This is a genomic window from Pusillimonas sp. MFBS29, from assembly GCF_020687695.1.
Taxonomy (GTDB): domain Bacteria; phylum Pseudomonadota; class Gammaproteobacteria; order Burkholderiales; family Burkholderiaceae_B; genus Pusillimonas_C.
On record NZ_JAJEWL010000001.1, the window covers coordinates 294,322 to 318,195 of the forward strand.

At 55.9% G+C, this 23,874-nt stretch carries 23 protein-coding genes; 11 read left to right on the forward strand and 12 right to left on the reverse strand.

Translation table 11 applies throughout. The features are described from left to right. Positions 1-51: 51 nt before the first annotated feature. Positions 52-1,176 (forward strand): molecular chaperone DnaJ, encoded by a 1,125-nt coding sequence (gene dnaJ / locus LKR43_RS01440; RefSeq protein ID WP_227682060.1) that lies wholly within the window; start codon positions 52-54, stop codon positions 1,174-1,176. 66 nt (positions 1,177-1,242) lie between these two features. Here dnaJ and LKR43_RS01445 read toward each other — a convergent pair whose 3' ends face one another. From LKR43_RS01445 to LKR43_RS01460, 4 genes are all read right to left on the reverse strand, one after another. Beyond that, positions 1,243-4,002 carry a pitrilysin family protein gene (locus LKR43_RS01445; protein ID WP_227682061.1) on the reverse strand — a complete coding sequence of 920 codons (2,760 nt, stop codon included), beginning with the start codon at positions 4,000-4,002 and terminating at the stop codon, positions 1,243-1,245. A gap of 94 nt (positions 4,003-4,096) precedes the next feature. After that, positions 4,097-5,269, reverse strand: coding sequence for a VWA domain-containing protein (locus LKR43_RS01450; protein WP_227682062.1), 1,173 nt, complete (start codon positions 5,267-5,269; stop codon positions 4,097-4,099). Beyond that, positions 5,259-5,879 (reverse strand): GNAT family N-acetyltransferase, encoded by a 621-nt coding sequence (locus LKR43_RS01455; RefSeq protein ID WP_227682063.1) that lies wholly within the window; start codon positions 5,877-5,879, stop codon positions 5,259-5,261. The genes LKR43_RS01450 and LKR43_RS01455 overlap by 11 nt, the downstream gene beginning before the upstream one ends. A 72-nt stretch (positions 5,880-5,951) precedes the next feature. Next, a complete protein-coding gene (locus LKR43_RS01460; protein ID WP_227682064.1) occupies positions 5,952-6,824 on the reverse strand; it encodes a MoxR family ATPase in 873 nt (290 codons plus the stop codon). A 140-nt stretch (positions 6,825-6,964) separates the two neighbouring features. Between LKR43_RS01460 and LKR43_RS01465 the strand changes: the two genes are divergently transcribed. Together LKR43_RS01465 and LKR43_RS01470 are read left to right on the forward strand one after the other, a co-directional pair. Beyond that, the gene (locus LKR43_RS01465) at positions 6,965-7,318 is read left to right on the forward strand and encodes a cytochrome c (protein WP_227682065.1); all 354 of its coding nucleotides are present in this window, start codon (positions 6,965-6,967) and stop codon (positions 7,316-7,318) included. Between the two features lie 12 nt (positions 7,319-7,330). Next, positions 7,331-7,693, forward strand: a complete 363-nt coding sequence (locus LKR43_RS01470; RefSeq protein WP_227682066.1) for a cytochrome c — start codon at positions 7,331-7,333, stop codon at positions 7,691-7,693. Positions 7,694-7,741: 48 nt separating this feature from the next. On the opposite strand, the gene LKR43_RS01475 is transcribed toward LKR43_RS01470, so the two are convergent. Further along, on the reverse strand, positions 7,742-8,170 hold the full coding sequence (locus tag LKR43_RS01475) for a DUF1841 family protein (RefSeq protein WP_227682067.1): 429 nt from the start codon (positions 8,168-8,170) through the stop codon (positions 7,742-7,744). Positions 8,171-8,402: 232 nt separating this feature from the next. On the opposite strand from LKR43_RS01475, the gene icd reads away from it, so the two are divergent. Further along, a complete protein-coding gene (gene icd / locus LKR43_RS01480) occupies positions 8,403-9,659 on the forward strand; it encodes an NADP-dependent isocitrate dehydrogenase (protein WP_227682068.1) in 1,257 nt (418 codons plus the stop codon). Between the two features lie 138 nt (positions 9,660-9,797). Here icd and LKR43_RS01485 read toward each other — a convergent pair whose 3' ends face one another. Beyond that, positions 9,798-9,953, reverse strand: a complete 156-nt coding sequence (locus tag LKR43_RS01485) for a hypothetical protein (RefSeq protein WP_227682069.1) — start codon at positions 9,951-9,953, stop codon at positions 9,798-9,800. Between the two features lie 336 nt (positions 9,954-10,289). Beyond that, positions 10,290-10,784 (reverse strand): hypothetical protein, encoded by a 495-nt coding sequence (locus tag LKR43_RS01490; protein ID WP_227682070.1) that lies wholly within the window; start codon positions 10,782-10,784, stop codon positions 10,290-10,292. 301 nt (positions 10,785-11,085) lie between these two features. Here LKR43_RS01490 and LKR43_RS01495 point away from each other — a divergent pair, with 301 nt between their 5' ends. The 4 genes from LKR43_RS01495 (at position 11,086) to LKR43_RS01510 (ending at position 14,570) form a co-directional block, all read left to right on the forward strand. Then, positions 11,086-11,307, forward strand: coding sequence for a heavy-metal-associated domain-containing protein (locus LKR43_RS01495; RefSeq protein ID WP_227682071.1), 222 nt, complete (start codon positions 11,086-11,088; stop codon positions 11,305-11,307). A 72-nt stretch (positions 11,308-11,379) separates the two neighbouring features. Continuing rightward, a complete protein-coding gene (locus tag LKR43_RS01500) occupies positions 11,380-13,284 on the forward strand; it encodes a cation-translocating P-type ATPase (protein ID WP_227682072.1) in 1,905 nt (634 codons plus the stop codon). Positions 13,285-13,377: 93 nt separating this feature from the next. Continuing rightward, on the forward strand, positions 13,378-14,088 hold the full coding sequence (locus tag LKR43_RS01505) for a Crp/Fnr family transcriptional regulator (protein WP_227682073.1): 711 nt from the start codon (positions 13,378-13,380) through the stop codon (positions 14,086-14,088). A 20-nt stretch (positions 14,089-14,108) separates the two neighbouring features. Beyond that, a complete protein-coding gene (locus tag LKR43_RS01510; RefSeq protein ID WP_227682074.1) occupies positions 14,109-14,570 on the forward strand; it encodes an isoprenylcysteine carboxylmethyltransferase family protein in 462 nt (153 codons plus the stop codon). Positions 14,571-14,657: 87 nt separating this feature from the next. Here LKR43_RS01510 and nadS read toward each other — a convergent pair whose 3' ends face one another. After that, positions 14,658-14,945 (reverse strand): NadS family protein, encoded by a 288-nt coding sequence (nadS, locus tag LKR43_RS01515; protein ID WP_227682075.1) that lies wholly within the window; start codon positions 14,943-14,945, stop codon positions 14,658-14,660. Positions 14,946-15,083: 138 nt separating this feature from the next. Between nadS and LKR43_RS01520 the strand changes: the two genes are divergently transcribed. After that, positions 15,084-15,227: a PDDEXK nuclease domain-containing protein gene (locus tag LKR43_RS01520; protein WP_227682076.1), complete on the forward strand. Its 144-nt coding sequence runs from the start codon at positions 15,084-15,086 to the stop codon at positions 15,225-15,227. A gap of 377 nt (positions 15,228-15,604) precedes the next feature. Here the strand turns inward: LKR43_RS01520 and LKR43_RS01525 are convergent, their stop codons facing one another. The 4 genes from LKR43_RS01525 to LKR43_RS01540 all read right to left on the reverse strand — a co-directional run bounded on the left by LKR43_RS01525 (position 15,605) and on the right by LKR43_RS01540 (position 19,272). Next, positions 15,605-16,315, reverse strand: coding sequence for a phosphoribosylaminoimidazolesuccinocarboxamide synthase (locus tag LKR43_RS01525; protein WP_227682077.1), 711 nt, complete (start codon positions 16,313-16,315; stop codon positions 15,605-15,607). Between the two features lie 175 nt (positions 16,316-16,490). Next, positions 16,491-17,333: an oxaloacetate decarboxylase gene (locus tag LKR43_RS01530; RefSeq protein ID WP_227682078.1), complete on the reverse strand. Its 843-nt coding sequence runs from the start codon at positions 17,331-17,333 to the stop codon at positions 16,491-16,493. Continuing rightward, a complete protein-coding gene (locus LKR43_RS01535; RefSeq protein WP_227682079.1) occupies positions 17,320-18,213 on the reverse strand; it encodes a dihydrodipicolinate synthase family protein in 894 nt (297 codons plus the stop codon). Before LKR43_RS01535 ends, LKR43_RS01530 begins: the two co-directional genes overlap by 14 nt. A gap of 81 nt (positions 18,214-18,294) precedes the next feature. Then, positions 18,295-19,272 (reverse strand): tripartite tricarboxylate transporter substrate binding protein, encoded by a 978-nt coding sequence (locus LKR43_RS01540; protein ID WP_227682080.1) that lies wholly within the window; start codon positions 19,270-19,272, stop codon positions 18,295-18,297. Between the two features lie 139 nt (positions 19,273-19,411). On the opposite strand from LKR43_RS01540, the gene LKR43_RS01545 reads away from it, so the two are divergent. Together LKR43_RS01545 and LKR43_RS01550 are read left to right on the forward strand one after the other, a co-directional pair. After that, complete coding sequence (locus LKR43_RS01545; protein ID WP_227682081.1) at positions 19,412-20,317, forward strand: LysR family transcriptional regulator; 906 nt, start codon at positions 19,412-19,414, stop codon at positions 20,315-20,317. 139 nt (positions 20,318-20,456) lie between these two features. After that, positions 20,457-23,822 carry an acetate--CoA ligase family protein gene (locus LKR43_RS01550; RefSeq protein ID WP_227682082.1) on the forward strand — a complete coding sequence of 1,122 codons (3,366 nt, stop codon included), beginning with the start codon at positions 20,457-20,459 and terminating at the stop codon, positions 23,820-23,822. Positions 23,823-23,874 lie beyond the last annotated feature (52 nt).

A 23,874-nucleotide genomic window follows, 5' to 3' on the forward strand; every position in this document is an offset into this window, starting at 1 on the left:
GCCTTCTTATTCATAGCAAAAGAGCAGACGTCACAGACGCAAGCAATTCAAATGGCAAAACGCGACTATTACGAAATTCTGGGTGTGGCAAAGAACGCTACGGACGATGAGCTCAAGAAAGCCTATCGCAAGCTGGCGATGAAGTATCATCCGGACCGCAATCCGGACAGCAAGGAAGCCGAAGAGAAGTTCAAAGAGGTCAAAGAGGCCTACGAGATGCTGTCCGATGAGCAAAAGCGCGGCGCGTATGACCGGTTCGGCCATGCGGGCGTGGATCCTAACGCCGGCATGGGCGGCGGTGCCGGTGGCGCCGGGTTTGCCGATGCGTTTGGCGATATCTTCGGTGAAATATTCGGTGGCGCCGGTGGCGGCCGGCGCGGCGGCCCGCAAGTCTACCGCGGCGCCGACCTGAAATACACGCTGGACATCAGCCTTGAGCAGGCCGCCAATGGCTTCGATACCGAGATCCGGGTGCCCAGCTGGGAAACCTGCGATACCTGCCACGGCTCGGGCGCCAAGCCGGGTACCGAACCCAAGACCTGCCACACGTGTGACGGTGCGGGTACCGTGCGCATGCAGCAGGGTTTCTTCAGCGTACAGCAAACCTGCCCCACATGTCATGGCACCGGCAAGGAAATCACCGATCCCTGCAAAAGCTGCGACGGCGTCGGCCGCACGCGCCGAAACAAGACCCTGCAGGTCAAGATACCTGCCGGTATTGACGACGGCATGCGCATACGCTCGTCAGGCAATGGCGAGCCGGGTGTCAACGGCGGCCCTGCGGGCGACTTGTATGTGGAAATCCATCTCAAGCCCCATGGCATTTTCCAGCGTGACGGCGAAGACCTGCACTGCGAGCTGACCATCCCGTTTACCACGGCGGCATTGGGCGGCGAGCTTCAGGTGCCCACGCTTACGGGCAAGGGTGAAATAACCATACCCGAAGGCACGCAAACCGGAAAAACCTTCCGCTTGCGGGGCAAGGGCATACGCGGTCTGCGTGCCAGCTATCCGGGCGATCTGTATTGTCACGTTGTGGTCGAGACGCCGGTACGCCTGAGCGACGAGCAGAAGAAAATCCTGCGCGAGTTCGAGTCGTCGCTTGCCGATGGCGGTGAAAAACATTCGCCCAAGAGCGAATCCTGGACGGATCGCGTCAAGAACTTCTTTTCCTGACGAACTGATCTTTTTGCAAACAAAGCGCGGGCAGCGGTCAGGCCCGCGCTTTGTTTTGCCCGCGCCTTACTGCTTGCTTTGATCCGCTGCAATGGCGGTGCTGAAGCTGGCAGGGTCCAGCCATTTGCGCAGCGCCGCGTTCACCTTGTCGGCCGTGAGGGCCGACAGGGCCTTGTCGATATCGGCAGACCAGGTGAAGTCACGACCAAGCTGCATGTAATTGATCCAGGTCGATGCCAGCACACTGTCGCGCGTACGGGCCAGCTTGCGAAAGTTCAGCAAGGCCTGTACGCCTTCGCGCACTTCCTCTTCGGTAAAACCGTCCTGCAGTGCGCGCTGAAGCTCCTCGCTTATAGCCGCGCGCAGCTTTTCAGTATTCCCGGGGGCATGTATGGCGTAGATATCCCATTCACCCGACGGTTCGTAGGACGAGACGTCCAGGCTGCTGCGTACGTCGTACGACAAGCCCTCGCGGACGCGGATGCGCTCCCACAGGCGCGAGGTTTCGGTGCCACCCAGCAAGCGGTTTGCCATGTACAAGGCGGCATAATCCGGATCGGTGTCCTGCACTTCTACCCGTGCCGTCGACAAGTAGAACGCGTTAGCCTTGTCGGGTGCATTGATGTGGAAGGTTTCAGCAGGAACGGGGTGGTAGGGGTCGGGCACACGCTGATAGGCCGGGGCTTGTTTCCAGCCTTCCAGGCCATTGGTCAAGGCTGTCTTGACCGCGTCGGGATCGAAAGCGCCCACTGCCGAAAAGGCTATCGTGCCTGCACCGTAGTACTCATTGTGAAAGTCCAGCAGTTGCTCACGCGTCAGTGCGGCAACTTCATTGATGTCCTCTTCGAAACTCGGGGTATAGCGGATGTCGTCCTGGGGCCAGGGGTTGTCATGGCGTGCCAGCGCGCGAGATGCCAGGGCACTGGGCTCCGACATGGAATTCTTGATGGATGTGCTCACACGCGTCTGGTATTTGGTCAGCTCGTCCTCGGGGAAATTGGCCTCTCGTATCACATGCAGAACGAGTTCGACCAGAGCAGGCAGATTGTTACGGGTTGTAGACAAGCTGGCCACGACGATACCGGCGCCGCCGCCTATGCCGACATTGGCCTGCAGCTTGGTGTATTGATCCTGGATCTGCTGGCGGCTCATTGTAGTGGTGCCATGTTCAAGCAGATCAGCTACTGCACCCGAGACGCTGCGCTGGCCTTTCAGGCTTTCGACATCGCCAAACTGGATCAGCAGCTTGGCTTGCACCTGATCGCCACGGGTGGGTTTGGGCAGCAATGCAAGCTTGACGTCGCCATTGGGCAGGGCGAGCGAACTGCGTTGCGTCAGTTCGTTGATGCGCGCCGGAGTCGGATCGAAAGTGTCAATGGCCTGGTCAGCTTCCTTGCCTTTATAGTCCTTGAGCAGCGTGTCGAGCTGGCTGCTGCCGTCTTGTGGCGCGCGCACCGGCTGCTCGGTCGGTATATACATGCCGCTGGTGCGATTGTCGGCTACCAGGTAGGCGCGGGTAACGCGTCGGACGTCTTCAAGCTTGACCTGTTCGACCTGGTCGCGTTGCAGGAAGAATAGTCGCCAGTCACCATCGGCGACGCTTCCGGACAGTGCCGAGGCCAGATCTGCCGGGTCGGCCTGGATCTGAGACCAGTCAGTCAGCCACTGGTTACGTATGCGACCGAGTTCCTCTTCGGTGAACCCTTGCTGGCCGGCGGTATCGAGAGTCTCTTGCATGGCTTGCAGGGCCTGTTTCTGATTCATGCCTTCGTCAAGCTGTGCGGCGAAGAATGCATAGCCGGGCTGATTCAGACCCGCAGTAAAGCCAAGCACATTGGTGCTCAGGTGCTGGCCGACCAGCGACTTGTACAGTTGTCCCGAGGGCACGTCTGCCAGCATCGACACGCCCAGGTCAAGCGCAATGAAGTCGGGATGTCCGGCGGCGGGAGCATGGTACAGGGCGGCAATCAGGGGGCTGCCGCCTTGTCGGCGCAAGATGATCTGACGTTCGCCCTCCTGGACGGGCTCTATGGTGTACTCAGGCGGAAGCGGCCGGGTGGGGCGCGCGATAGGACCAAACGCGTCGGCAATGGTCTTCAGCGTTGCCTGGGTATCGAACTGGCCCGAGACGATCAGGACAGCATTGTCGGGCTGGTAATACTGTTGATAGAACGCCCGCAACTGCAAGATATCGACGTTCTCGACATCGGAGCGCGCCCCGATGGTGCTGTGGCCGTAATTGTGCCAGCGAAAGGCCGCGGACTGCATATTCTGCATCAGTACCTGTAGCGGACTGTTTTCACCGCGTTCCATTTCGTTGCGCACTACCGTCATTTCCGCATCCAGGTCTTCCTGGGCAATCAGCGAATTGACCATGGCGTCTGCCTGCCAGCGCAGATACCAGTCCAGTGTTTCGGGGTTGGCGGCAAAGCTGGCGTAGTAGTTCGTGCGATCGCTGGAGGTCGAGCCGTTGGCAGCCAGACCACGTCTGGAAAATTCTGCCAGGGCATTGCGCAGGCTGGGAGTGCCGCGGAACAAAAGGTGTTCCAGCAGGTGCGCCATACCGGTCTGGCCGTAGTTCTCGTGCCGTGAGCCAACCAGATAGGTCATGTTGACCGTGGTCATGGGTTTGGACGAGTCAGGGGCCAGCAATATGCGCAGCCCGTTGGGCATCACGTATTCGGTGACACCTTCCACGCTGTGTTGCTGCACCATGCCGGCGGGCAAGGTAACCCGCGCCGTTGGCTTGGCGCGGCCTATGGATGGAGACAGCAACAGAAGGCAGCTCAGCAGCAGAGCGTGAACCAGACGCAGACGGTACAGCATGTATTGTTCTCGAAAAGTAAGGTGACACCACATGATATCAGTGGCGTTACATAAGTTACATGAAAGAGTGGGTGAACGGCGGTGTCTGTGCGCTTTACTTGGACAGCATGCGCATGGCTTGTTCCAGACCGCTCACCGTAACGCCATACATGCGATTGTTCATGATGTTCTGGATCACAGCGATAGATTGGCGGTATTGCCAGTACGCCGAGGGCTCGGGATTCAGCCACACTGCCTTGGGCCAGTTATCCAGCAGGCGTTGCAGCCATGTGGCTCCGGTTTCCTTGTTGTAATGCTCGACGGAGCCCCCCGGCTGCAAAATTTCGTACGGACTCATGGTCGCATCTCCGACTATGATCAGTCGCCAGTCGTCGTTGTATTTGCGCAGAACGTCCCAGGTATCGAAGCGTTCTGAGTGCCGGCGGCGGTTATTGCGCCATAATGACTCGTACGGACAGTTATGAAAATAATAGACCTCGAGATGGCGGAATTCACTGCGTGCCGCGGAAAACAGCTCTTCGACACGAGTGATGTGATCGTCCATGCTGCCGCCCACATCGAGCAGCATGAGTACCTTAACGGTATTGTGCCGCTCAGGCACCATCTGCAGGTCCAGGAAGCCGGCATTTCTGGCTGTGCTGCTTATGGTGTGGTCCAGGTCCAGTTCCAGTTCGGCCCCTTCACGGGCGAACCGCCGCAGGCGGCGCAAAGCCATCTTGAAGTTGCGCGTGCCCAGTTCCTGCTGGTCATCGTAATCCTTGTACTCGCGCTTTTCCCATACCTTGACACCTGTCCGGTTTCCCGCAGACGGCCCGCCCAGACGTATGCCTTCGGGGTGGTAGCCGCCGTGACCGAAAGGCGAGGATCCTCCGGTACCTATCCATTTATTTCCACCGGCGTGGCGCTCCTGCTGTTCTTCCAGTCGCTCCTTGAACAGCTCCATCAGCTTGTCCCAACCGTGCTTTTCTATCGCGGCCTTTTCTTCCGGTGTAAGGTTCTTCTGAAACTGCTTGATCAGCCAGTCAAGAGGGATTTCCTTGGCGTCCGGCAAAGCGGCCTGCAGTGTGCGATAAAACTCGCCGAAAGCCTGGTCGTAGCGGTCGAACAGGGTCTCGTCCTTGATCAGCGTCATGCGGGCCAGGTGATAGAAGTCATCGACCGTGGGCGGCATGATGCGCGCCTGCAGCAGTTTGAGCAGGGTAAGGTACTCCTGTACTGAAACAGGGAGCTTGCGCGCGCGCAAATGATAGAAAAAATCAGTCAGCATGTCGGCTCAGCAGTTGATACTCCAGGTGTTTCTCGACCTCGGGCCATTCGCCCGCGAGCAAGCTGTACATGACGGTATCACGTACCGTGCCGTCACGACGCAATGCATGATGCCGCAACACCCCGTCTTTACGGGCACCCAGGCGCTCTATGGCTCGTTGCGATGCGATATTGAAATTATCGGTACGCCAGCCCACCACCTGCGCGCCCAGCGTGTCGAAGGCGTGGCGCAGCAGCAGTAATTTGCAGGCGGTATTGACATGGCTGCGCTGCCAGCGCTTTGCATACCACGTGTAGCCAATCTCAAGCCGGGCGACGGAAGGAATGATGTCGTGATATCTGCTGGTGCCGACCAGTTTTCCGGTACTTTCCTCAAATATTGCGAACGGCAGCATGTGGCCGTCTTGCTGACCTTGCAGTGCAGTGTCGATATAGGCGGCACTTGTTCCTGGCTCGGGGACCGATGTTACGCGCAGCTTCCATAATTCTCCGTCGGCGGCTGCCTGTTCCAGTGCTTCGGCGTGTGATTTCTGCAAAGGGAGCAGTCTTACCCCAAGGCCCTCAAGGGTGGTTGGGCTGGGCTGCTGACGAAAACCTTGTTTCGAACTCATTCAAAAACTCCGGGAGAGTCGGCTTTTGGCCGGGGCATGCGGCGTCTGGCCGGAAAATTCGGTGACTGGACCTTAGCGTCGCTGGCCGGCGCGAGTCATGGCGGCCAGGCGCTGCAGCAGCGTCAGGTCTTGTTCGTTCTTGAGCAGGGCGCCGGCCATCAGCGGCAGATCGCCCTGGGTTTTGCTGATTTGGTCGGCAGATACGGCTTCGTTGGTCAGCAGGCGCAGCCAGTCGAGGAATTCGGAAGTCGAGGGCTTCTTCTTGAGCCCTGGCGCATCGCGCAGGGCAAAGAAGGTATCGAGTGCAGCCCGCAACACGTCGGCCCGGATGTCGGGGTAATGGACTGCCACGATTTCCTTCATGGTCTCGGGCGTAGGGAAATTGATGTAATGAAAAAAGCAGCGCCGCAGGAAAGCGTCGGGCAGATCTTTTTCATTGTTGGATGTAATGATGATCAGCGGGCGGTGCCTGGCCTTGATGGTCTGGTGAGTTTCATAAACATGAAATTCCATGCGGTCCAGCTCGCGCAGCAGGTCATTGGGGAACTCGATGTCGGCCTTGTCGATTTCGTCGATCAGAACCACGGTGGGCTCATCGGATATGAACGCCTGCCACAGCACGCCCTTGACGATGTAGTTGCCAATGTCGCGTACCTTTTCGTCACCCAATTGCGAATCGCGCAGGCGTGAGACAGCATCATATTCATATAGCCCCTGGTGGGCTTTGGTCGTCGACTTGATATGCCACTGCAACAGTGGCCGGCCGAGTGCGGCGGCAACCTCTTCAGCCAGCATGGTCTTGCCGGTGCCGGGTTCGCCCTTGATCAGCAGCGGGCGCTCGAGTGCCAGGGCCGCGTTGACCGCCAGCTTCAGGTCGTCGGTGGCGACATAACGTTCGGTGCCTGTAAAACGTTCAGTAGAAAAATCGGGTGCCGCAGAAGTCATCGGGTGCTCCGGGTGTTGTATGTAATTGTGTAGTGGCCGTGCCATTCGTGTCTGGTTCATCACAATTATCGTACAATCTCAGTTTTTCGTTGGTCTGTTGATTTAGATCAACATCTATTCACCGCCAAATAAGAGCTATTATGAAGTTGCGAACTTACCTGACGCGCACCTTGTCTGCGCTAGCCGTTACGGCCTCCTGTGCAATTGCGGGCCAAGCCCATGCGGCCGACGCCGCGCCCGTGGGTGACGCTAAGGCCGCGCTATCTAAAACCTCCATGTGTATTGGGTGCCACGGGATTGAGGGCTATAAGTCCAGCTACCCCGAGATCTATCACGTGCCCATGATTGCAGGTCAGAATGCCGAGTACATCGTGGCAGCGCTGAAAGAGTACGCCAGTGGTGCACGCACTTTCCCCACTATGGAAGCCATCGCCCAAAGTCTTACCGAGCAAGACATGGCTGATTTGGCGGCTTATTACTCCAGTCTTAAATAATCGGGGGCCTGAATGAAAAAATTGATACTCGCCTTGGCAGGCTCCGCCGTTCTGACTATGGCTTCGGGCGTAAATGCCGCCGATCTGGAAGCAGGCAAAGCCGCATTTGAAAAATTCACCTGTGTGACTTGTCACGGCGCTGACGGCAAAACTTCCACATTGCCTTCCTACCCGATCCTGGCTGGTCAGCACCAAGACTACCTGGAGCACGCACTCAAGTCTTACAAGCGTGGCGCTGCCGGTGCTCCCGACACCGCCAACATTCGCAAGAATGCCATTATGGGTGCCATGGTGGCTCAATTGTCGCCAACCGACATCAAGAATATTTCGGCATGGCTTTCCAGCCTGCCGTCACCGCTGGCTGTGCGCAAGTAATACTTGGCTGCGGTAAAAAAATCCCTGTGCATCGTGCCAGGGATTTTTTTATGCGCGAGTTGCGTGCCTGCGGATCAGTTCCAGATATTTGTCGGTATCCAGGGGGGTGCCCAGGCGCTGGGATTCCCACACCGTTTCACCCAGCGCTTCCATAATCACGTGAGCGGCTTCATGCGCATCGCGCGTAGCCAGCAGGCCCTGAAATGCGGCCTTGATGCCCGGCGGCTGGTCTATCGACAGCTGTTCATTGATGGCCAGGTGCATCGACAAGTGCAAAAACGGATTGGTTTTGCCCTGCTCGACGGAAAAGTCGGCCTCTGCGGCATCCGGCCGCTCCAGATCAGCATGATACTCGGGATGTAATTCCATCAGGTCGACCGCCATGGTCTCAAGCGGCGTCAGAACCTTGGCGGTCTTGTGCTTGAGCCAGGCTTCGGTAAAGAAGGCACGAACCTGTTCCCGCGAGGGGTTAAACATAAAGCTTCCTGTAATAACAATCGCTGCGGCAATACGATGGCGTCGCGCTTGCCGCTAAAATACCCATTTTACCTGCTGCCATGCCTGGTTTCAGGCCGGAAAAGTGTGGCTGCCGTATCGGTGTCGTCAAATTTAGGATAAACTACTCTTATATAAGACTGAGCGTTTCTGCGCTGAGCGTTTATTCCCATTCGACAGATTTCTACTCCTTACGGAGCAAACTGGAGCATTCATGTCCTATCAGCATATCAAGGTCCCGGCTGCGGGCCAGAAGATCACGGTTAACGCCGATTTTTCGCTCAACGTACCCGACGAACCCATCATTCCTTACATTGAAGGCGACGGTACCGGCGGCGACATTACGCCCGTCATGCTCAAGGTTGTCGATGCGGCTGTTGCAAAAGCCTATGATGGCAAGCGCAAAATCCACTGGATGGAAGTTTATGCCGGCGAAAAATCCACCAAGGTTTACGGCCCTGACGTCTGGTTGCCCGAAGAAACCCTGGAAGCTGTCAAAGACTACGTTGTATCGATCAAGGGTCCCCTGACTACCCCCGTTGGCGGCGGTATTCGTTCCTTGAACGTTGCCCTGCGCCAGCAGCTCGACCTGTACGTCTGCCTGCGCCCCATCCAGTACTTCAAGGGCGTGCCTTCGCCTGTGAAAGAGCCCGAAAAAACCAATATGGTCATTTTCCGCGAGAACTCGGAAGACATCTACGCAGGTGTCGAGTTCGAAGCAGAAAGCGCCAATGCCAAGAAACTGATCGAGTTCCTGCAGAACGAGCTGGGCGTTACCAAGATCCGTTTCCCCGAAACGTCCGGTATCGGCGTCAAGCCCGTATCGCGCGAAGGTACACAGCGTCTGGTTCGCAAGGCCATCCAGTACGCCATCGATAACGACAGGTCGTCGGTTACCCTGGTGCACAAGGGCAACATCATGAAGTTCACCGAAGGTGGCTTCCGTGACTGGGGTTACGAGCTGGCTCAGAAAGAATTCGGTGCCGAACTGATCGACGGCGGCCCATGGTGCAAATTCAAGAATCCCAAAACCGGTCGTGAAATCACCGTCAAGGATTCCATCGCCGACGCCTTCCTGCAGCAAATCCTGCTGCGTCCCGCTGAATACGACGTCATCGCCACACTGAACCTGAACGGCGACTACGTCTCCGACGCCCTGGCTGCACAAGTTGGCGGTATTGGTATCGCCCCCGGTGCGAACTTGTCCGACTCCGTCGCCATGTTCGAAGCTACCCACGGTACTGCACCCAAGTACGCAGGCAAAGACTACGTGAACCCCGGTTCCGAGATCCTGTCCGCCGAAATGATGCTGCGTCACATGGGCTGGACCGAAGCCGCCGACCTGATCATCTCCAGCATGGAAAAATCCATCCTGTCGAAAAAGGTCACCTACGACTTCGCCCGCCTGATGGAAGGCGCTACCCAGGTATCGTGCTCGGGCTTTGGCCAGGTCATGATCGACAATATGTGAAATCACATTTCATTTATTAATGAAATGTGATTTTTAGGCCTCGGCTGAATTAGTCAGCCATGGTTTCTCAAACCCCGCTCCCAGAAGTTTGGCAGCGGGGTTTTTTGATGACGGCTTTGGATGAGGCTTGCATCTGGCTTACATGACATCCAGATTTTCGTGAATCCGCTGGATCAGGTCTGGAAAGGTCAGTTGTTCCTGGTAGTACAGACTGGATGTTCTCTGAAACTCCAGCGTGAAGCGTTGCAGCAAATCAGCATCAGTGAAGAGAAAAGCAGGGTTCTTGGCGATCATCTGTTCGTCATCGGTGCGAAAGCGCTGGGGGCCCTATAGGCAGGTTGCCGCATGAAGCTCTGAACCTCGTCCAGTACCAGCTTCCTGATGTCGCTTGACAGGGGTTGCCGCGGAGCCCTTGAGCGGCGGGCTGGAAGAGTAGGGCGCCGTCACCATATTGATTGCTGATGCATGAAATTCCATTGATATTTCATGAGTTTTATCATCCGGATCGGGGTTTTTGCTATGGTTTTGGTTATCTCAAGTGCGGCGGCCAAGCATTTTCCAATGGCACAGGCCCCCGACTTGCCTGTGTGGTTAAAGCCAGAGGCCTGCTCAACGCATGTTCATGCGTCCTTAGTGAGAAACATCAAAACTTTCCCAGTTCGGATGATTGAAATATGAACCGTAACTGTTCAGCGCCTGGGCCATCTTGATCAGCCCGTCTACCGGTTGCTCGCCCGACACCTTGCCCTCAATCACGTTAACGCCTTGACTGATATTGCCAAGCAGAATGTGAAGCTGAGCGTCGGCTTCAGGTTCCAGCTTGCAGTTTTCGACGATATAGGTGAATTGGGTCATAATTTCCCCGGACATTTTTTTATAGTCATCTGATTTCAATGCATTTGCGTGGGCACCGTCCAGACCTGCGGAAACGATCTGATGCAGCGCGCCCATGCCTTGGCGTAACGGTGCATCGGTCTCCCATTTCTGCCCCTGGTTCAGCTCCATAGTGCCATGGAGCTCATGGCCATGGCTATACGCAGATTCTGCAGCGATGGCCGTACCAGTCATAGTGGTCAGAGGAAGGGCCAACAGAGCGGCAAAAACTAGGTGTGCAGGTAATTTCATGATTAACTCCAGATTGAATTAAAGGATGTGTTCGTTCATGTGTGTTGCAACAACGCATTCGATCAACAGTAATCATGCTACTAAGCCTCGAGAAGAAAGAAATTGACGGTCGTCACTTTTTAACTAAAAGAAAGTTTTTATACGCCGGCCTCGCGATATGGATTCATATAACGCTGTCATAAATGAAATAGGCCTGTATCACCATCGGTTGCTTTCAATTCTGAAACTTGTCACCCGTCAATACTTGAAGTGTCTTGCTCGCTTAGGATGAAGTCATCAACTCATCAACCAGGAGCAAAAAATGAAAAAAGTCGTTTTCAACATGGAACCCTTCACCTGTCCTTCCTGTGTGAAGAAGATCGAGAATACGGTCGGAAAAGTCAATGGCGTAAGCGAGGTCAAGGTGATGTTCAACTCGGGGCGCGTACGGGCGGAATTCGATGAATCCAGGACGGATGCCGACACCTTAGAGAGCATGATCGTACGGCTCGGCTATCCGGTGTTGTCGAAGAAGGTCTTGTAAGCACGTTCGGATATGGGCCGTCATTGGCGACCCATATCCGGTCACCTTAACTTGGGTGCATTGGAGCATGACATGAATAAGCTTAAAAATTCCCATATTGCTGGCGTCACCGGCCTGATGCTGCTGATTGCTTTTGGTCTGCATTGGGCCGGGCTTGCGCAATGGAAGGACTATGTCCTGATCGCGTCCTCGCTGTTCGCGGGTTACTTTATTGCCATCAAGGCCTTCAAGGCACTGCGCATGAAGGCCTTCAGCATTGAGTTGCTAGTCACCATCGCCGTCATCGGCGCCTTGATCATCGGCGAGTATGTCGAATCGGCAGTAGTGACTTTTCTATTTATCTTCGGTGCCTACCTGGAATCACGCACGCTGGAGAAAACGCGCTCATCCCTGCGTAACCTCATCGATCAGACGCCGACCGAAGCCACGGTGATTCGTCCGGAAGGCCATGTCAAAGTTCCTGTCGAAGAAGTGATCAAAGGCGATAGGGTACTGATTCGCTCTGGCGAGAAGGTTGCCGTGGACGGCGCCATCGTTTCGGGCCGGGCGTTGATTGTCGAGGCGGCCATTACAGGTGAATCCGTCCCGGTCAGCAAGTCGATGGGCGACCGCGTGTTCAGCGGCACCATCATCGACAACGGCTACATCGAAGTCACCGCCGACCGTGTGGGCAATGACACCACTTTTGCCAAGATCATCGAGATGGTGGAAGAGGCTCAGGAATCCAAGACCACCACGCAAAAGTTCCTTGATCGTTTCGCCAATATCTACACACCGACCATCGTTGTGCTTTCCATTCTGGTGTACGTATTCTCGCGCAACGTGGAACTGGCACTTACTTTCCTGGTCATCGCCTGTCCTGGCGCGTTGGTCATATCGGCACCCGTTTCCATGGTGGCGGGCATAGGCAATGGAGCGCGTAACGGTGTATTGGTCAAGGGCGGCGAAATCATGGAGAAGCTCTCCAAGGTCGACCTCGTTATTTTCGACAAAACCGGCACCCTGACCAAGGGCAAGCCCGAAGTCACCGAAGTGAAAAGCTGGGGCATGGAAGAAAATACGCTGCTGCGCCTGGTGGCTGAGGCCGAGAGGCTTTCCGAACACCATCTGGGACAGACTATCGTGGCTGAAGCCAGAAAGCGTGAACTGGCCCTGAGCGAAGAACCACAAGATGTCGCCATCATCAAGGGTGGCGGCATGGTCGCCACTGTCGCGGGGCGGCATCTGGCTATTGGCAATCGCAAGCTCATGGCAGACCAGGGAGTATCTATTGCCGAGCAAGTCGATGCCTATGCCATCCAACGCGAGAAAGCAGGCAATACCGCCGTGCTGATCGCGGTAGACAAGCAACTGGCTGGCGTGATTTCGATTGCCGATCAGATCAAGCCGGAGGCCAAGAGCGCCATCCAGCAACTACGCCATGCGGGTGTGAAGCAGGCGATCATGCTGACGGGCGACAACCGCCATACGGCGCAATTGGTGGGTGATGAGCTGGGCCTGGATGCCGTGCACGCCGAACTGCTGCCGCAGGACAAAGTGAAGTGGGTCAACGAACTGAGAAGCCAAGGCTATCGCGTGGCCATGGTAGGAGACGGCATCAACGACGCGCCTGCACTCGCGACCGCTGATGTCGGTCTGGCCATGGGGGTCGGCGGTACCGATATTTCGATGGAAGCGGCCGATATCGTTCTGATGTCAGACCGGCTGGATCAGTTCGCACATGCCTATTCTCTTTCCAAGGCCACTGTGCGCAACATGCAGCAAAACACGATACTGGCCGTGGGCACTGTGATTCTGTTGCTCGCCGGCGTGCTGCTGGGCAAAATATTCCTGGCTTCGGGCATGCTCGTCCATGAACTGAGCGTACTGCTGGTGACGCTCAATGCCGTTAGACTCATACGTTACCGGGCACGTGGGAAATACGGAAACGAAACCCGCAGGCCCACAAGCCACAGCACGAGCAGCCAAACCGCCTGAAATTCAGCAAGACTGAACTGAAGTGAAACGAGACACTCCGGCCTATCGGGCCGGAGTGTCAGTTACAGCCCAATTGTCCAAGTGAGCACTAGCATGAACCTTACGCCCCGTTCTTCAACGTCTGACGCAAGCTGCGAACACATACCCGCGCTATGCGTGTCGCGTGTACCGATCTTCAACCATTTACCTTCCGAGGTGCTGGCTGTTGTTGCCGGTAAAGCAGCCATGCGTACCTATGAGCGCGGGCAGTTCATACATCGCGCCGGCGATCCATCCGATAAACTCTTTATCGTCCACAAAGGAAAGATTAAGGTGTATCGGCTTTCCGACACAGGTAAAGAGCAGCTTGTACGCATCCTGACTTCGGGCGATTTTGCCGGAGAGATGGCCTTGTTTTCATCCGCCGACCACGACGCTTACGCCGAAACCATGCAGTCATCAGAGGTCTGTACCATCTATCGGGCGGACTTGCGCGAGCTTTTGCTGCAATACCCTGACATCAGCCTGCACGTGCTGGCCGAACTGTCACGACGCCTGGCTACCAGCGAGAAGCAAACCGCAGCGATCGCCACGGCATCCATCAACGCCCGTCTTGCACAGTATTTGGCCGACCTGGCGGAACAAGAAAGCGCCGTCAACTTCAGCCTGCCCATGAGCCGCAGGCATCTTGCCTCGTTTCTGGGCACCACCCCAGAAACCGTCAGCCGCCGGCTTGGTGAATTTGAAGAGGCAGGATGGATTTTGCAGACCGGGCAGCGCAAGATCACCATCCTTGATCTTGATGCGCTCTTGCTTGTTGAATAAAGCATCTCGGAAGAACGACCATGAAACGACTTGAATTACTCATTCCGCCACCTTTAGTCATGCTGATTATCGGGCTGATCATGTGGTTGGTTTCCGAGATCTTTCCAACATTGACCGTAGCCTGGCTTCATAGCGTTGTGGCGGCAGTCGCCATAGCCCTGCTAGGTATTGCCGTCAGCCTGACAGGCATTGCCACATTCAGGCGTGCCCGCACCACCATAGATCCAAAAAACCCGGCAGAGGCGTCATCGCTGATCAATTCAGGCATCTATCGCTACAGCCGCAACCCCATGTATCTCGGTGTCCTGCTCGTGCTTGTTGGATGGGTGTTTTATTTAGGCAATCTCCTGTCGATACTCGGCATATTCATCTTTATTGCCTACATCACGCGCTTTCAGATCATTCCTGAAGAACGTCTGCTAGAGGAAAAATTCCAGGCGAAGTTCCTGTCTTACAAGAATAACGTTCGCAGGTGGCTATAGCACTAACCGAAAAATTACAAAATCCAGTTCCAGGCGGAACCGGTCAGTTGGTATGGCTTTAGCCGCGATTGCATGAAGCTGAGCCGCCTATTGATGCAGGGCTTTTATGACGGTTTTCGGTGCAGTTGCCATGACTTTCAGCAGAGAGGCTGCAGGTCCGGTAGGAGAGCGTTGGTGTTGTTCCCAGTTCTGAAGCGTACGCACACTGACGTTGATGGCCGCAGCAAACTCACCTTGCGAGCGCTTTGTGCGTTCGTGCACGGCTTTGACATCAATGGGATTGACTGTTGTGCGGCGACCTTCGAGCTTCCCGTCACGGATAGCCTTGGCTTGTCGCAAACTTTCTTTCAGGTTTTCAAAGAGTTCCGTGTCCATATCAGAGTTCCTTCACCAGCGACCGCAATTCCTCAATCTGTGCGGTTGTCGGATTCTCCTGCTTCGCCATTGGCGTACTTTAGCCAATGCCGGGTTGAGATGGGAGGAAAAGGGCTTTTCCGAGCGTAACATCAGCGCATGTTGGCGTTTTGCCATCTGCAGCTACGCCGTTACGTGGTGATTGAGCTCAAACGTGGCGACTTCAAACCGGAGTATGCCTGGAAAATAAATTTTTATTGCAGCGTGGTGGATGACCGAGTCTATTGGTGTATCAGCCTTTGAGTTAACGCAAGCGTTACCGCAGACCCTAGAAAGCAGCTTGCCCAGTATCGGAGGTACCGAACGTGAACTGGAGGGTGATAAGGAATCAAGCTCAATCACCTGTGAGACAGTGAGATCTGGCACCACTGAGCCTACAGCAACAGAGTGGGGCCATATTTGGGGCCATGATCTCAGTATCTAATTGTTATATTGTTGAAATTAAACAATTAAATCAGAGATCCCATATTTTGATCGACAATATGTAATCAGTTCTGAACTGATACATTGAAGTTCGGAAAGGCCCCGCTTTCATAGGAGAGCGGGGTTTTTTCTGTCCGGATCGTTCCGGTGAAAACTGGACTCTGAGAAGAGGTCCACAAGACTTGTTCGGAGCGCCCTTAGCCAATCAGCTTTTCGTACAGCACCCCGTGATCCAGCACTTTTTGATCGCTGTCCATGACGCGCATTGCATCTGCCGAGACTTCGTCGATCACCACGACCTGGCCGTCGATGAAGCCGATTTCGATTTTCATGTCGATCAGGCTCAGACCCTTGTCGGCCAGATTTGATTCGACGATGCGGCACACTTGGCGCGTAAGGTCTTTCGCCTGCTCCAGATGCTGCCGGGTGAGAAGACCAAGCGCAACAATGGTGTCGTCATTAATGAGAGGATCACCGCGCTCGTCGTCTTTGATCGTGATTTCGACGAGGTAGTCGAGCGTGCTTACGGTGTCGCCAATGTAGTTCTGGTAACGACGCCGGAAGCTGCCCCAGGGCCGGGTGCGGCAGATGAATTCGAAGCCGCCCTTGCCGTTGATATCCTTGCCCAGGGGTTCGGCCCGACGGACTTCCATGCTGGCTTGGTCGAGGTCAAGACGCACCAGGTGAGTAGGGATGCCTGCCGCATGAAGACACTTGAAGAAGTGGTCGGTCATGGCGAGCGACTTGCGGCCCTTGCCTTCGACCTGACCGATGACGGTGTTGGCACCCGGATCAATCACGCCGTTCTCGCCTGTGACATCGTCTTTGAAAACGAGGAGGATGTTGTCATTTGGCAAGGCGTACAGATCTTTGGTTTTGCCGGAATAGATTTTTTCGTTGGTCGTCATCAGTTTGCTCGCTGGTAGTTCCAGGTATCGTTGGGGGCGAAGAGCGGAGCATCCTGCTGCCCTTCATTTCCGGTAGATATCAATAGAACACTAAAGCCCTTATTTTACAGCGACCCAATCCTCACAAAAACTGAAACGCCCTAAATATCCTCCCGCTCGTCCGGCTACTTTGTGTTCAGCGCTTCAAACTATTTGTCTCGCTGAACAAGGCATTGAGTTCCGCGCCGGGCAGGGCGTTGGCAAAGCCGTCGAACCGGCCTTGGTCGGCGATGGCGCGTGCTGCTTGCATAAACCCTCCCCAGGCTGCGCGTGCCAATGCTCCACCCACACTGATGCGTCTGACGCCCAGGTCGGCAAGATCCTGTACCGTCAGGTCGCTAGCCCAGCCAATCAGCACATTCACCGGCGTAGGTGCAACGGCTGTCACAACTGCGGTGATCTGCTCGCGCGTCGTAATGCCAGGCGCGTAGACGCAATCCGCTCCGGCATCGGCATAGGCGTTCAAACGCTGGATCGTGTCGTCGAGGTCGGGGTGACCCACGATGAAGTTCTCGGCGCGCCCGATTAGCAAGGTGTCGCTGCCATGGGCATCAATCGCAGCTCGTGCTGCCTGCATCCGTTGAACCGATTCGGCTAATCCTCGCTGTGGCGCCTGTGGATTGCCGGTAGCGTCTTCAATTGAAATACCCGCCACGCCGGTGTCGACCGCCAGGCGCACACTTTCAGCTACCCCTTCCGGTGTATCGGCAAACCCGCTTTCGAAATCGGCGTTGATGGGTAAATCGGTGGCTTCGACCATTTGGCGCATGTGTGCCAGGACGGTCTCGCGCGATAGTTGCCCGTCGGCATGCGCTTGGGACCAGGCGTAGCCGGAGCTGGTCGTGGCCAAGGCTTTGAAGCCCAGCGCTGCCAGCATGCCGGCGCTGCCGGCGTCCCATGGATTCGGCAGCACAAAACAGCCCGATTGGTGCAGGTTGCGAAAGAGGGCACGCTTTTCGGAAACACTAGGCCTGGTCATGAAACCCCTCCAGAAACGAGGCAAGCTGTTTCCGATCTGCGTCTTGCAGAGCCAGCAATGGGGGTGGCAGGCAAGGGGAGGCTGTATGCCCGAGCAATTCCGCGGTGGTTGCTGCCACGCGCAGGCTACCGTACCGGCGGTACAGTGCCCAAAGAGGCTCCAGCCGTTCTGACCACTGCTGCACCTGTGCCGCATTGCCCGAATGCGCTGCCTGGGTGATCGCCAATGCAGTCTGGGGAAACAGCCCCGCGATCACCGAATACCAGCTGTCGCACCCTGCAAGCAGGCCGGTTGCTGCGACGGCATCGCCACTGATTCCGATGGTGACGTTAGAAGGGATGCGGGCGCGCAGGCGATCAACGCGTGCCGTAGCGGCATCGAGATCAGCAGGCACCGGCGGAATCTTGATTGAAGCAATATTGGGAAGTGCGGCGATACGACCATGCAGTTCATCACTGAACTCGAAGCGCGTGGTGCCGGGGTTGTCATAGACCACCAGCGGTACCGACAATGCCCCGGTGACCGTTTCATAGAGCTTGAAGACTTCCTGGGCCGATAGCGGCTGATAGGACATCGGTGCCAGAAGCACCGCCTTCGCCCCCACCTTTTGTGCGTGTTCAGCGTAGTCCAGCACGTCGCGCGTGCGCAGCGCACTGATGCCTATCATCACCGGCACATTGCCTGCGTGCCGCACTGCAAGTTCAGCTATCCGCTTGCGTTCTGCGTTATCGAGGTAAGCGTAGTTCCCGGTAGAACCCAGGGCGCAGATGGATCCAACGCCTGCTGCCGCGAGCCTTTCGGTCAGTTGCGCGAATGCGATTTCATCGAGATGTCCGTCACGCAGTGGGGACAGCGGAAATGCGCTAAGGCCGGTAAACATGATCTGGCACCATACAATTAAAAAGAATTGTTTGTTCCAGATCGTACCATCGCAGAACTGAAATCTGACGCTCCGGACTGTCTATTTTGCCTTCAAGTTTGCGTGTTTGATCACATCTCCCCATTTGTCCATTTCCGACTGGATAAATTGAGCAAACTGAGCGCTGGTGCCAGGACGGATATCCATGCCAAGGTCAACCAGCCGTTTCTTTATGGAGGGATCATCAAGCGCTTGCCCGACTTCATCATCCAGACGTTGCACGATGTCGTCTGGCGTACCGGAAGGAACCATGAAGCCATACCATCCTGCTGCCACAACGTTGGGCAACCCCTGGTCTTTCAAAGGCCGGGCATCTGGGTAAATGCCACTTGTGGTGTCTGAGGCCACGCCCAGCACACGTAGTTTGCCGGCCTGTATATGAGGAAGCGCGGCCGTAATGGCGGTTAAAGTTGCATCGACACGACCGGCAACCAAATCAGTGTATGCCGCGACATCCCCCTTATAGTGCACAACTATTCCTTTGGTACCCGCATCACGCAAGAAGAGTTCGGCGGCCAAATGTGGCAAGGAGCCGTGCCCGGGCGAACCAATTGTTAAACCGTCGCTATCGGATTTTCCATGCTTGATCAGCTCGTCGACGGTCTTGTAGGGGCTATTGGCATTGACGATAAGAAACAAAGGAACGGTTGCGACCATGGCAACAGCCTTGAGGTCTTTCTTGGGGTCATAGCTCAAGCTGCCGTGCAGGGCTTCCAGGGTGGAAAAAGGCGCTGCAGCATAAAGAATGGTGTAGCCATCAGGATCGGCTTTAGCGACAAAATTATTGGCCACGATGGTACCGGCCCCGGTCTTGTTTTCAACGACGAAGGTCTGTCCAAATTCGGTGCTCAAGCGGTCAGCCAGTACGCGGGCTGAGATGTCATTGGGTCCGCCCGCGCCGTAAGGTGAAATGATCTTGACCGACCGGTCAGGCCAGCTGTCCTGTGCCGCTGCGGTTGTCAGCGTCATGGCAAGCCCGGTCGCACCCGCAAACAATAGCAGTCTTTTCACTAGCTTCATATGTGTCTCCTGAGTGTGGTTCTTGGTTTGTTCTTGCTATAGGTTACGACCGGGAGTAAATTCGAACAAACTTTATTTAATTCATAATCTATCAGACATGCTTATAAGTAATAGCGTGCCAAAGATTGCGTAGGTGAAGATGGAAGTTACCTTAAGACAATTGCGGGCATTTATCGCTGTATTGGAATGCGGCAGCTTTTCCGATGCTGCCGACAGCATGCACTTATCGCAGGCAGCGCTTAGCGGTCTGATCAAAGAGCTGGAAAGCCGCCTGGGGGTGCGCTTGCTCGACAGAAGTACGCGTAAAGTATCTGTCTCTGTGGTGGGAGCGGCGTTCGAACCTTTAGTGCGTCGGGTGCTGGCCAATCTGGATGGTGCGCTTGAAAGCGTAGAGAACCTGAGGGAGCTCAGGCGTGGGGTGGTTCGTGTTGCTGCCCCCGAGACGCTTTCTTGCACCATGCTGCCGCAGTTGATTGCCAGCTACAGCAGTCGTTTTCCCGGCGTAGACGTGCGCTTTGAGGACGTTCCTATAGAGGAAGTGATCAGTGGCTTGTATAGCGGTAAATCTGATATAGGGTTTGGGCCCTCGGGGGTAGAGGTGGACGACAGCATAGAAGTACAAGGGCTGTTCACCGATCCGCTATGGGTGGCCTTGCGCCCTGACGACATACTGAGTTCGCAGGAGTCGGTCAGTTGGCGTGATCTGCATGACAAAACACTAATTAGCTATATGCCCAACTTAAGGGCAAACGTGCTTAGTCATATTCCGGCAAAAGTGCACCCGCATGACATTATGCCGGTGCATCGCGTTAATACGGCATTGGCGATGTTGCATGTAAGGCCGGGCTACGTGATTTGCCCTTCAATGGCGCGCAACCTCGTCCAGGGTTTTGGTCTGGTTTTTGTTCCTGTGACTCAGCCCACCGTGACCTGGCAGGTCACCATGTTTTTTCGTCACCGGGAGCTTCTGTCTCCCGCAGTAGAGAGTTTTCTTGATTTCACCTTGGGGTTGGGAGGTGATTGGCATACTGCAAGACCAGGATAAGGCATTTGGGCTGTGCCAAGATCATGAACTTATCGTTTAATCAGATAAATATATAGAAAATATCAGTTTGTTCGATTAACGGAAGGGCAAGTATATTCAATGACGTCTGCTGCAAACAGCGCGAACTTATCTCTTCCTGATGATGCTGCCCAACCTGGATTCCTTTCTCTCACCCGATGCCATTGCCATAGTCGGCGCCTCTTCCAAGCCGAACAAAATTGGAGCGGTCCCGATCCGTTATCTTATGGAGCACGGATACCAAGGGCGTATCTATCCTATCAATCCAGGCTCACAAGAGATTGCAGGCTTACGCAGCTACGCCAGCATGAAGACGGTGGGTGCTCCTATAGACATGGCGATTTTCGCGATTCCTGCGGATGCGGTCGACGCTGCGCTGGACGATGCCATTGCAGTCGGCGTGAAAAGCATCGTCATCTTTTCTGCCGGCTTCGCAGAAACAGGAGCCGCCGGCAAACAATTGCAAGACCAGATTGCTCAGCGTGCGAGCGAGGCAGGGATACGGATTCTGGGACCTAATTGCCTGGGTTTCATGAATATGGGACGGTCTGTTTATGCCACCTTCTCGCCGGTGGTTGCCATGGGGCTTGCTAAGCGAGGGCATATTGGGATGGTATGCCAGAGCGGTGCCTTTGGCGCATACGCGTATGCGATGGCGCGTGAACGCGGAGTCGGGCTTTCCAACTGGATTACCACGGGCAATGAAAGCGACATCAGTGTGTCTGACTGTATCGCATGGATGGCTGACGACCCTGAAACAAAAGTGATCATGGCTTATATCGAGGGCTGTCGGGACGGTTCCCTGTTGCGGCGTGCGCTGGATAAAGCCCGCATGGCAAACAAGCCGGTGGTTATCGTCAAGGTTGGCCGTACCGAGCTGGGAGCACTGACCGCATCGTCCCATACTGCGGCGTTGGCCGGCGAGGATGCTGTTTACGATGCACTGTTCAAGCAGCACGGCGCCTGGCGGGCGCGGAGTCTGGAAGAGTTTTTTGATATTGCTCATTGCCTGACGGTCTCTGGCATGCCCGAGAACGACACTGTAGGGATTCTGACCGTCTCTGGTGGTGTGGGGGTCATGATGGCGGACGATGCGGCGGAGGCAGGGCTGGCAGTCACGGAAATGCCGACCCAGGCCCAAGCCGGGATCAAGAGGCTGATTCCCTTTGCGTCTACGCACAATCCCATAGACCTGACGGGCCAGGTCACGGCTGACCCGGCTTTGCTGGATGTGGCATCACGACTGATGCTGGATCAGGCCGGCTATGGCAGCCTTTTGATTTTTCTGTCTGCATTTGGCATGGACCCTGTAATACGCTCCGCGCAAAGACGGTTGGCGCAGGATCTTCGCAGGGATTTCCCGGAACGCCTGGTTATATTCAGCACCTTGGCGGATGCAGAGCAGCAAGCCGAACTGGCAAAACACGGAAGTGTTTGCTTCGCAGATCCCGGTCGCGCTATCCGGGTTCTGGCAGCCATCACTTTCTTCCGCCGCCAGCACTCCCACGAACACGATCGCGGCGATCCTCCGGCCGCTCGCTACGTGGCCCTGGAGCACGGGGCCTATAACGAGGCTGAGGCCATGCAGGTGCTGGGTCAGGCAGGCCTTCCTATGGTGGCGACACGGCTTGCAGGCAACAGAGAGCAGGCCATCGCAAGTGCTAAAGAAATGGGCTTTCCGGTTGTCATGAAGGTGTTGTCCGGCCACATTGCACACAAAAGTGAGGTGGGTGGAGTGCGCTTGAATATTCAGAATGAGACCGAGGCGGGCCAGGCCTATGATGCGATCAAGCATGGTTTGTGTTCGGCCGGCATATGGGACAAGGCCGACGGCGTACTGCTGGCGCCTATGTGTGGCGGTGGCGTTGAAATGATAGTGGGTGCGCGCCAGGACCCCCACTTGGGCACCGTGCTTATGCTGGGTAGCGGTGGGGTCAACGTCGAGGTATGGGGTGACGTTGTCTTGCGGCTGGCCCCGGTCAACATGGAGCAGGCCCATGAAATGATCTCCGAGTTGCATAGCGTGGCGTTGTTGAATGGCTTCCGGGGTACGCCCAAGGCCGACATCCCGAGCCTGGCGCAGACGATAGTGCGGTTGTCCGAATTTGCCGTGGCGGCGGGTGGCGCACTGCAGTCGGTCGAGCTGAATCCTTTGCTTGTTTTGCCGGAAGGCCAGGGTGCGGTGGCTCTGGATGCGGTATTACTGACCCAGGATGCTGTCGCTTTACCGTCGCCAGGTCTGGAGCAGCAAGTTATACAGACGCTGCCTTTGTTCGAAATGGCTCGTATGCGTGCCGCCAACACGCAGCGCAAGCACGTGGAGCAAGGCTATGCGGGGGATCACCCGGCTTCCGGCATGCGATGGGTTAATCAGTTCACACATACCCGGGGCTTGCGCAGTCCAGCGGACACCGAGGTCGTCACCCCAAATAATGACACTTTGTTCACGAACGCCTGGCTGGATTTGTCGCAAGGCCCACTGGTCATTGATGTGCCGGCAATGGGAGAGCGCTATTGGGTATTGGGCTTTCTTGATGCGTGGACCAACCCATGGGCCTATGCCGGCCGCAGAACCACTGGGGGTGAGGCGCAGCGCTTGTTTGTGCATGGCCCGGCCTGGTCAGGTACCGTACCAGACGGCATGCACGTGATTAGTTCGCCCAGCCAGGATGTCTGGATCATTGGCCGTATCCTGGTAGATGCCGAGCCGGGCGATCTGGATCAAGTGCACACTTTGCAAGACCAATTCAAGATCTTGCGTCTTGACGGGACTCCAGCGCTGTCCCGGATCGACGCCTTGTTCAGCGAACCTCAAGCGGACGCCCCGGCAGCCGGGGAATACTTGCGTGTGCTGAACATTATGCTCCGGCGGAATCCGCCCGAGTCCCCCCTTGTGCACTGGCCGCCTTCGAAAGAAGCTTTGCAGCCAATGCTGAACCAGGTCTATGCGGATCTTCGCGACGTTGCGCAGAATTCGGAGCTGGGCGGGGGTTGGACGACCGCCGTTAAAGTGCGCGAGAGTTTCGGGTCGGATTTCTTGACGCGGGCTCGCGTTGCACGCAACTGGATCGGAACCCTGGGTATGGACGAAGCGATGTACATCATGGCGGAAGTCGATGCCGAAGGCCAGCCCTTGCGAGGCGAGCATTCCTATACGCTGCGTTTTCCCCAAGGCGGATTGCCTGATGTTGGTGCGTTCTGGTCAATTACCTTGTATGCGCGCAGCAATTGCTTATTGGTTGCCAACCCCATTGGTCGACATTCAATCGGCGACAGAACGCCCGGCTTGAGACTGGATGTAGATGGCGGGCTGACGATTGATATTGCGGCCGAAGACCCTGGCGAGGGAAAAAACTGGCTTCCAGCGCCGGCTGATGATGGCTTTTACCTGACCTTGCGCTTGTATCAGCCTGGCCCGGCTCACCTTGACGGCAGCTTCCAGTATCCCGCGGTCGACAGGAGCAACAGAAGGGACCGAGCGGAATAGGGTTATTGAACGCTGTCCGGCACGGCTGGCCTACACTGCAAAGACTTAACGC

Excerpts from the sequence above, each read along its gene's own strand:
- LKR43_RS01530 (WP_227682078.1), bottom strand. The coding sequence starts at position 17,333 with ATGACCAGGCCTAGTGTTTCCGAAAAGCGTGCCCTCTTTCGCAACCTG.
- LKR43_RS01450 (WP_227682062.1), bottom strand. The coding sequence starts at position 5,269 with ATGCTGACTGATTTTTTCTATCATTTGCGCGCGCGCAAGCTCCCTGTT.
- nadS (WP_227682075.1), bottom strand. The coding sequence starts at position 14,945 with ATGGACACGGAACTCTTTGAAAACCTGAAAGAAAGTTTGCGACAAGCC.
- LKR43_RS01485 (WP_227682069.1), bottom strand. The coding sequence starts at position 9,953 with ATGATCGCCAAGAACCCTGCTTTTCTCTTCACTGATGCTGATTTGCTG.
- LKR43_RS01455 (WP_227682063.1), bottom strand. The coding sequence starts at position 5,879 with ATGAGTTCGAAACAAGGTTTTCGTCAGCAGCCCAGCCCAACCACCCTT.
- LKR43_RS01550 (WP_227682082.1), top strand. The coding sequence starts at position 20,457 with ATGATGCTGCCCAACCTGGATTCCTTTCTCTCACCCGATGCCATTGCC.
- LKR43_RS01460 (WP_227682064.1), bottom strand. The coding sequence starts at position 6,824 with ATGACTTCTGCGGCACCCGATTTTTCTACTGAACGTTTTACAGGCACC.
- LKR43_RS01445 (WP_227682061.1), bottom strand. The coding sequence starts at position 4,002 with ATGCTGTACCGTCTGCGTCTGGTTCACGCTCTGCTGCTGAGCTGCCTT.
- LKR43_RS01470 (WP_227682066.1), top strand. The coding sequence starts at position 7,331 with ATGAAAAAATTGATACTCGCCTTGGCAGGCTCCGCCGTTCTGACTATG.
- LKR43_RS01510 (WP_227682074.1), top strand. The coding sequence starts at position 14,109 with ATGAAACGACTTGAATTACTCATTCCGCCACCTTTAGTCATGCTGATT.
- dnaJ (WP_227682060.1), top strand. The coding sequence starts at position 52 with ATGGCAAAACGCGACTATTACGAAATTCTGGGTGTGGCAAAGAACGCT.
- LKR43_RS01545 (WP_227682081.1), top strand. The coding sequence starts at position 19,412 with ATGGAAGTTACCTTAAGACAATTGCGGGCATTTATCGCTGTATTGGAA.
- LKR43_RS01505 (WP_227682073.1), top strand. The coding sequence starts at position 13,378 with ATGAACCTTACGCCCCGTTCTTCAACGTCTGACGCAAGCTGCGAACAC.
- LKR43_RS01525 (WP_227682077.1), bottom strand. The coding sequence starts at position 16,315 with ATGACGACCAACGAAAAAATCTATTCCGGCAAAACCAAAGATCTGTAC.
- LKR43_RS01465 (WP_227682065.1), top strand. The coding sequence starts at position 6,965 with ATGAAGTTGCGAACTTACCTGACGCGCACCTTGTCTGCGCTAGCCGTT.
- LKR43_RS01520 (WP_227682076.1), top strand. The coding sequence starts at position 15,084 with ATGTTGGCGTTTTGCCATCTGCAGCTACGCCGTTACGTGGTGATTGAG.
- LKR43_RS01500 (WP_227682072.1), top strand. The coding sequence starts at position 11,380 with ATGAATAAGCTTAAAAATTCCCATATTGCTGGCGTCACCGGCCTGATG.
- LKR43_RS01495 (WP_227682071.1), top strand. The coding sequence starts at position 11,086 with ATGAAAAAAGTCGTTTTCAACATGGAACCCTTCACCTGTCCTTCCTGT.
- LKR43_RS01535 (WP_227682079.1), bottom strand. The coding sequence starts at position 18,213 with ATGTTTACCGGCCTTAGCGCATTTCCGCTGTCCCCACTGCGTGACGGA.
- LKR43_RS01540 (WP_227682080.1), bottom strand. The coding sequence starts at position 19,272 with ATGAAGCTAGTGAAAAGACTGCTATTGTTTGCGGGTGCGACCGGGCTT.
- icd (WP_227682068.1), top strand. The coding sequence starts at position 8,403 with ATGTCCTATCAGCATATCAAGGTCCCGGCTGCGGGCCAGAAGATCACG.
- LKR43_RS01490 (WP_227682070.1), bottom strand. The coding sequence starts at position 10,784 with ATGAAATTACCTGCACACCTAGTTTTTGCCGCTCTGTTGGCCCTTCCT.
- LKR43_RS01475 (WP_227682067.1), bottom strand. The coding sequence starts at position 8,170 with ATGTTTAACCCCTCGCGGGAACAGGTTCGTGCCTTCTTTACCGAAGCC.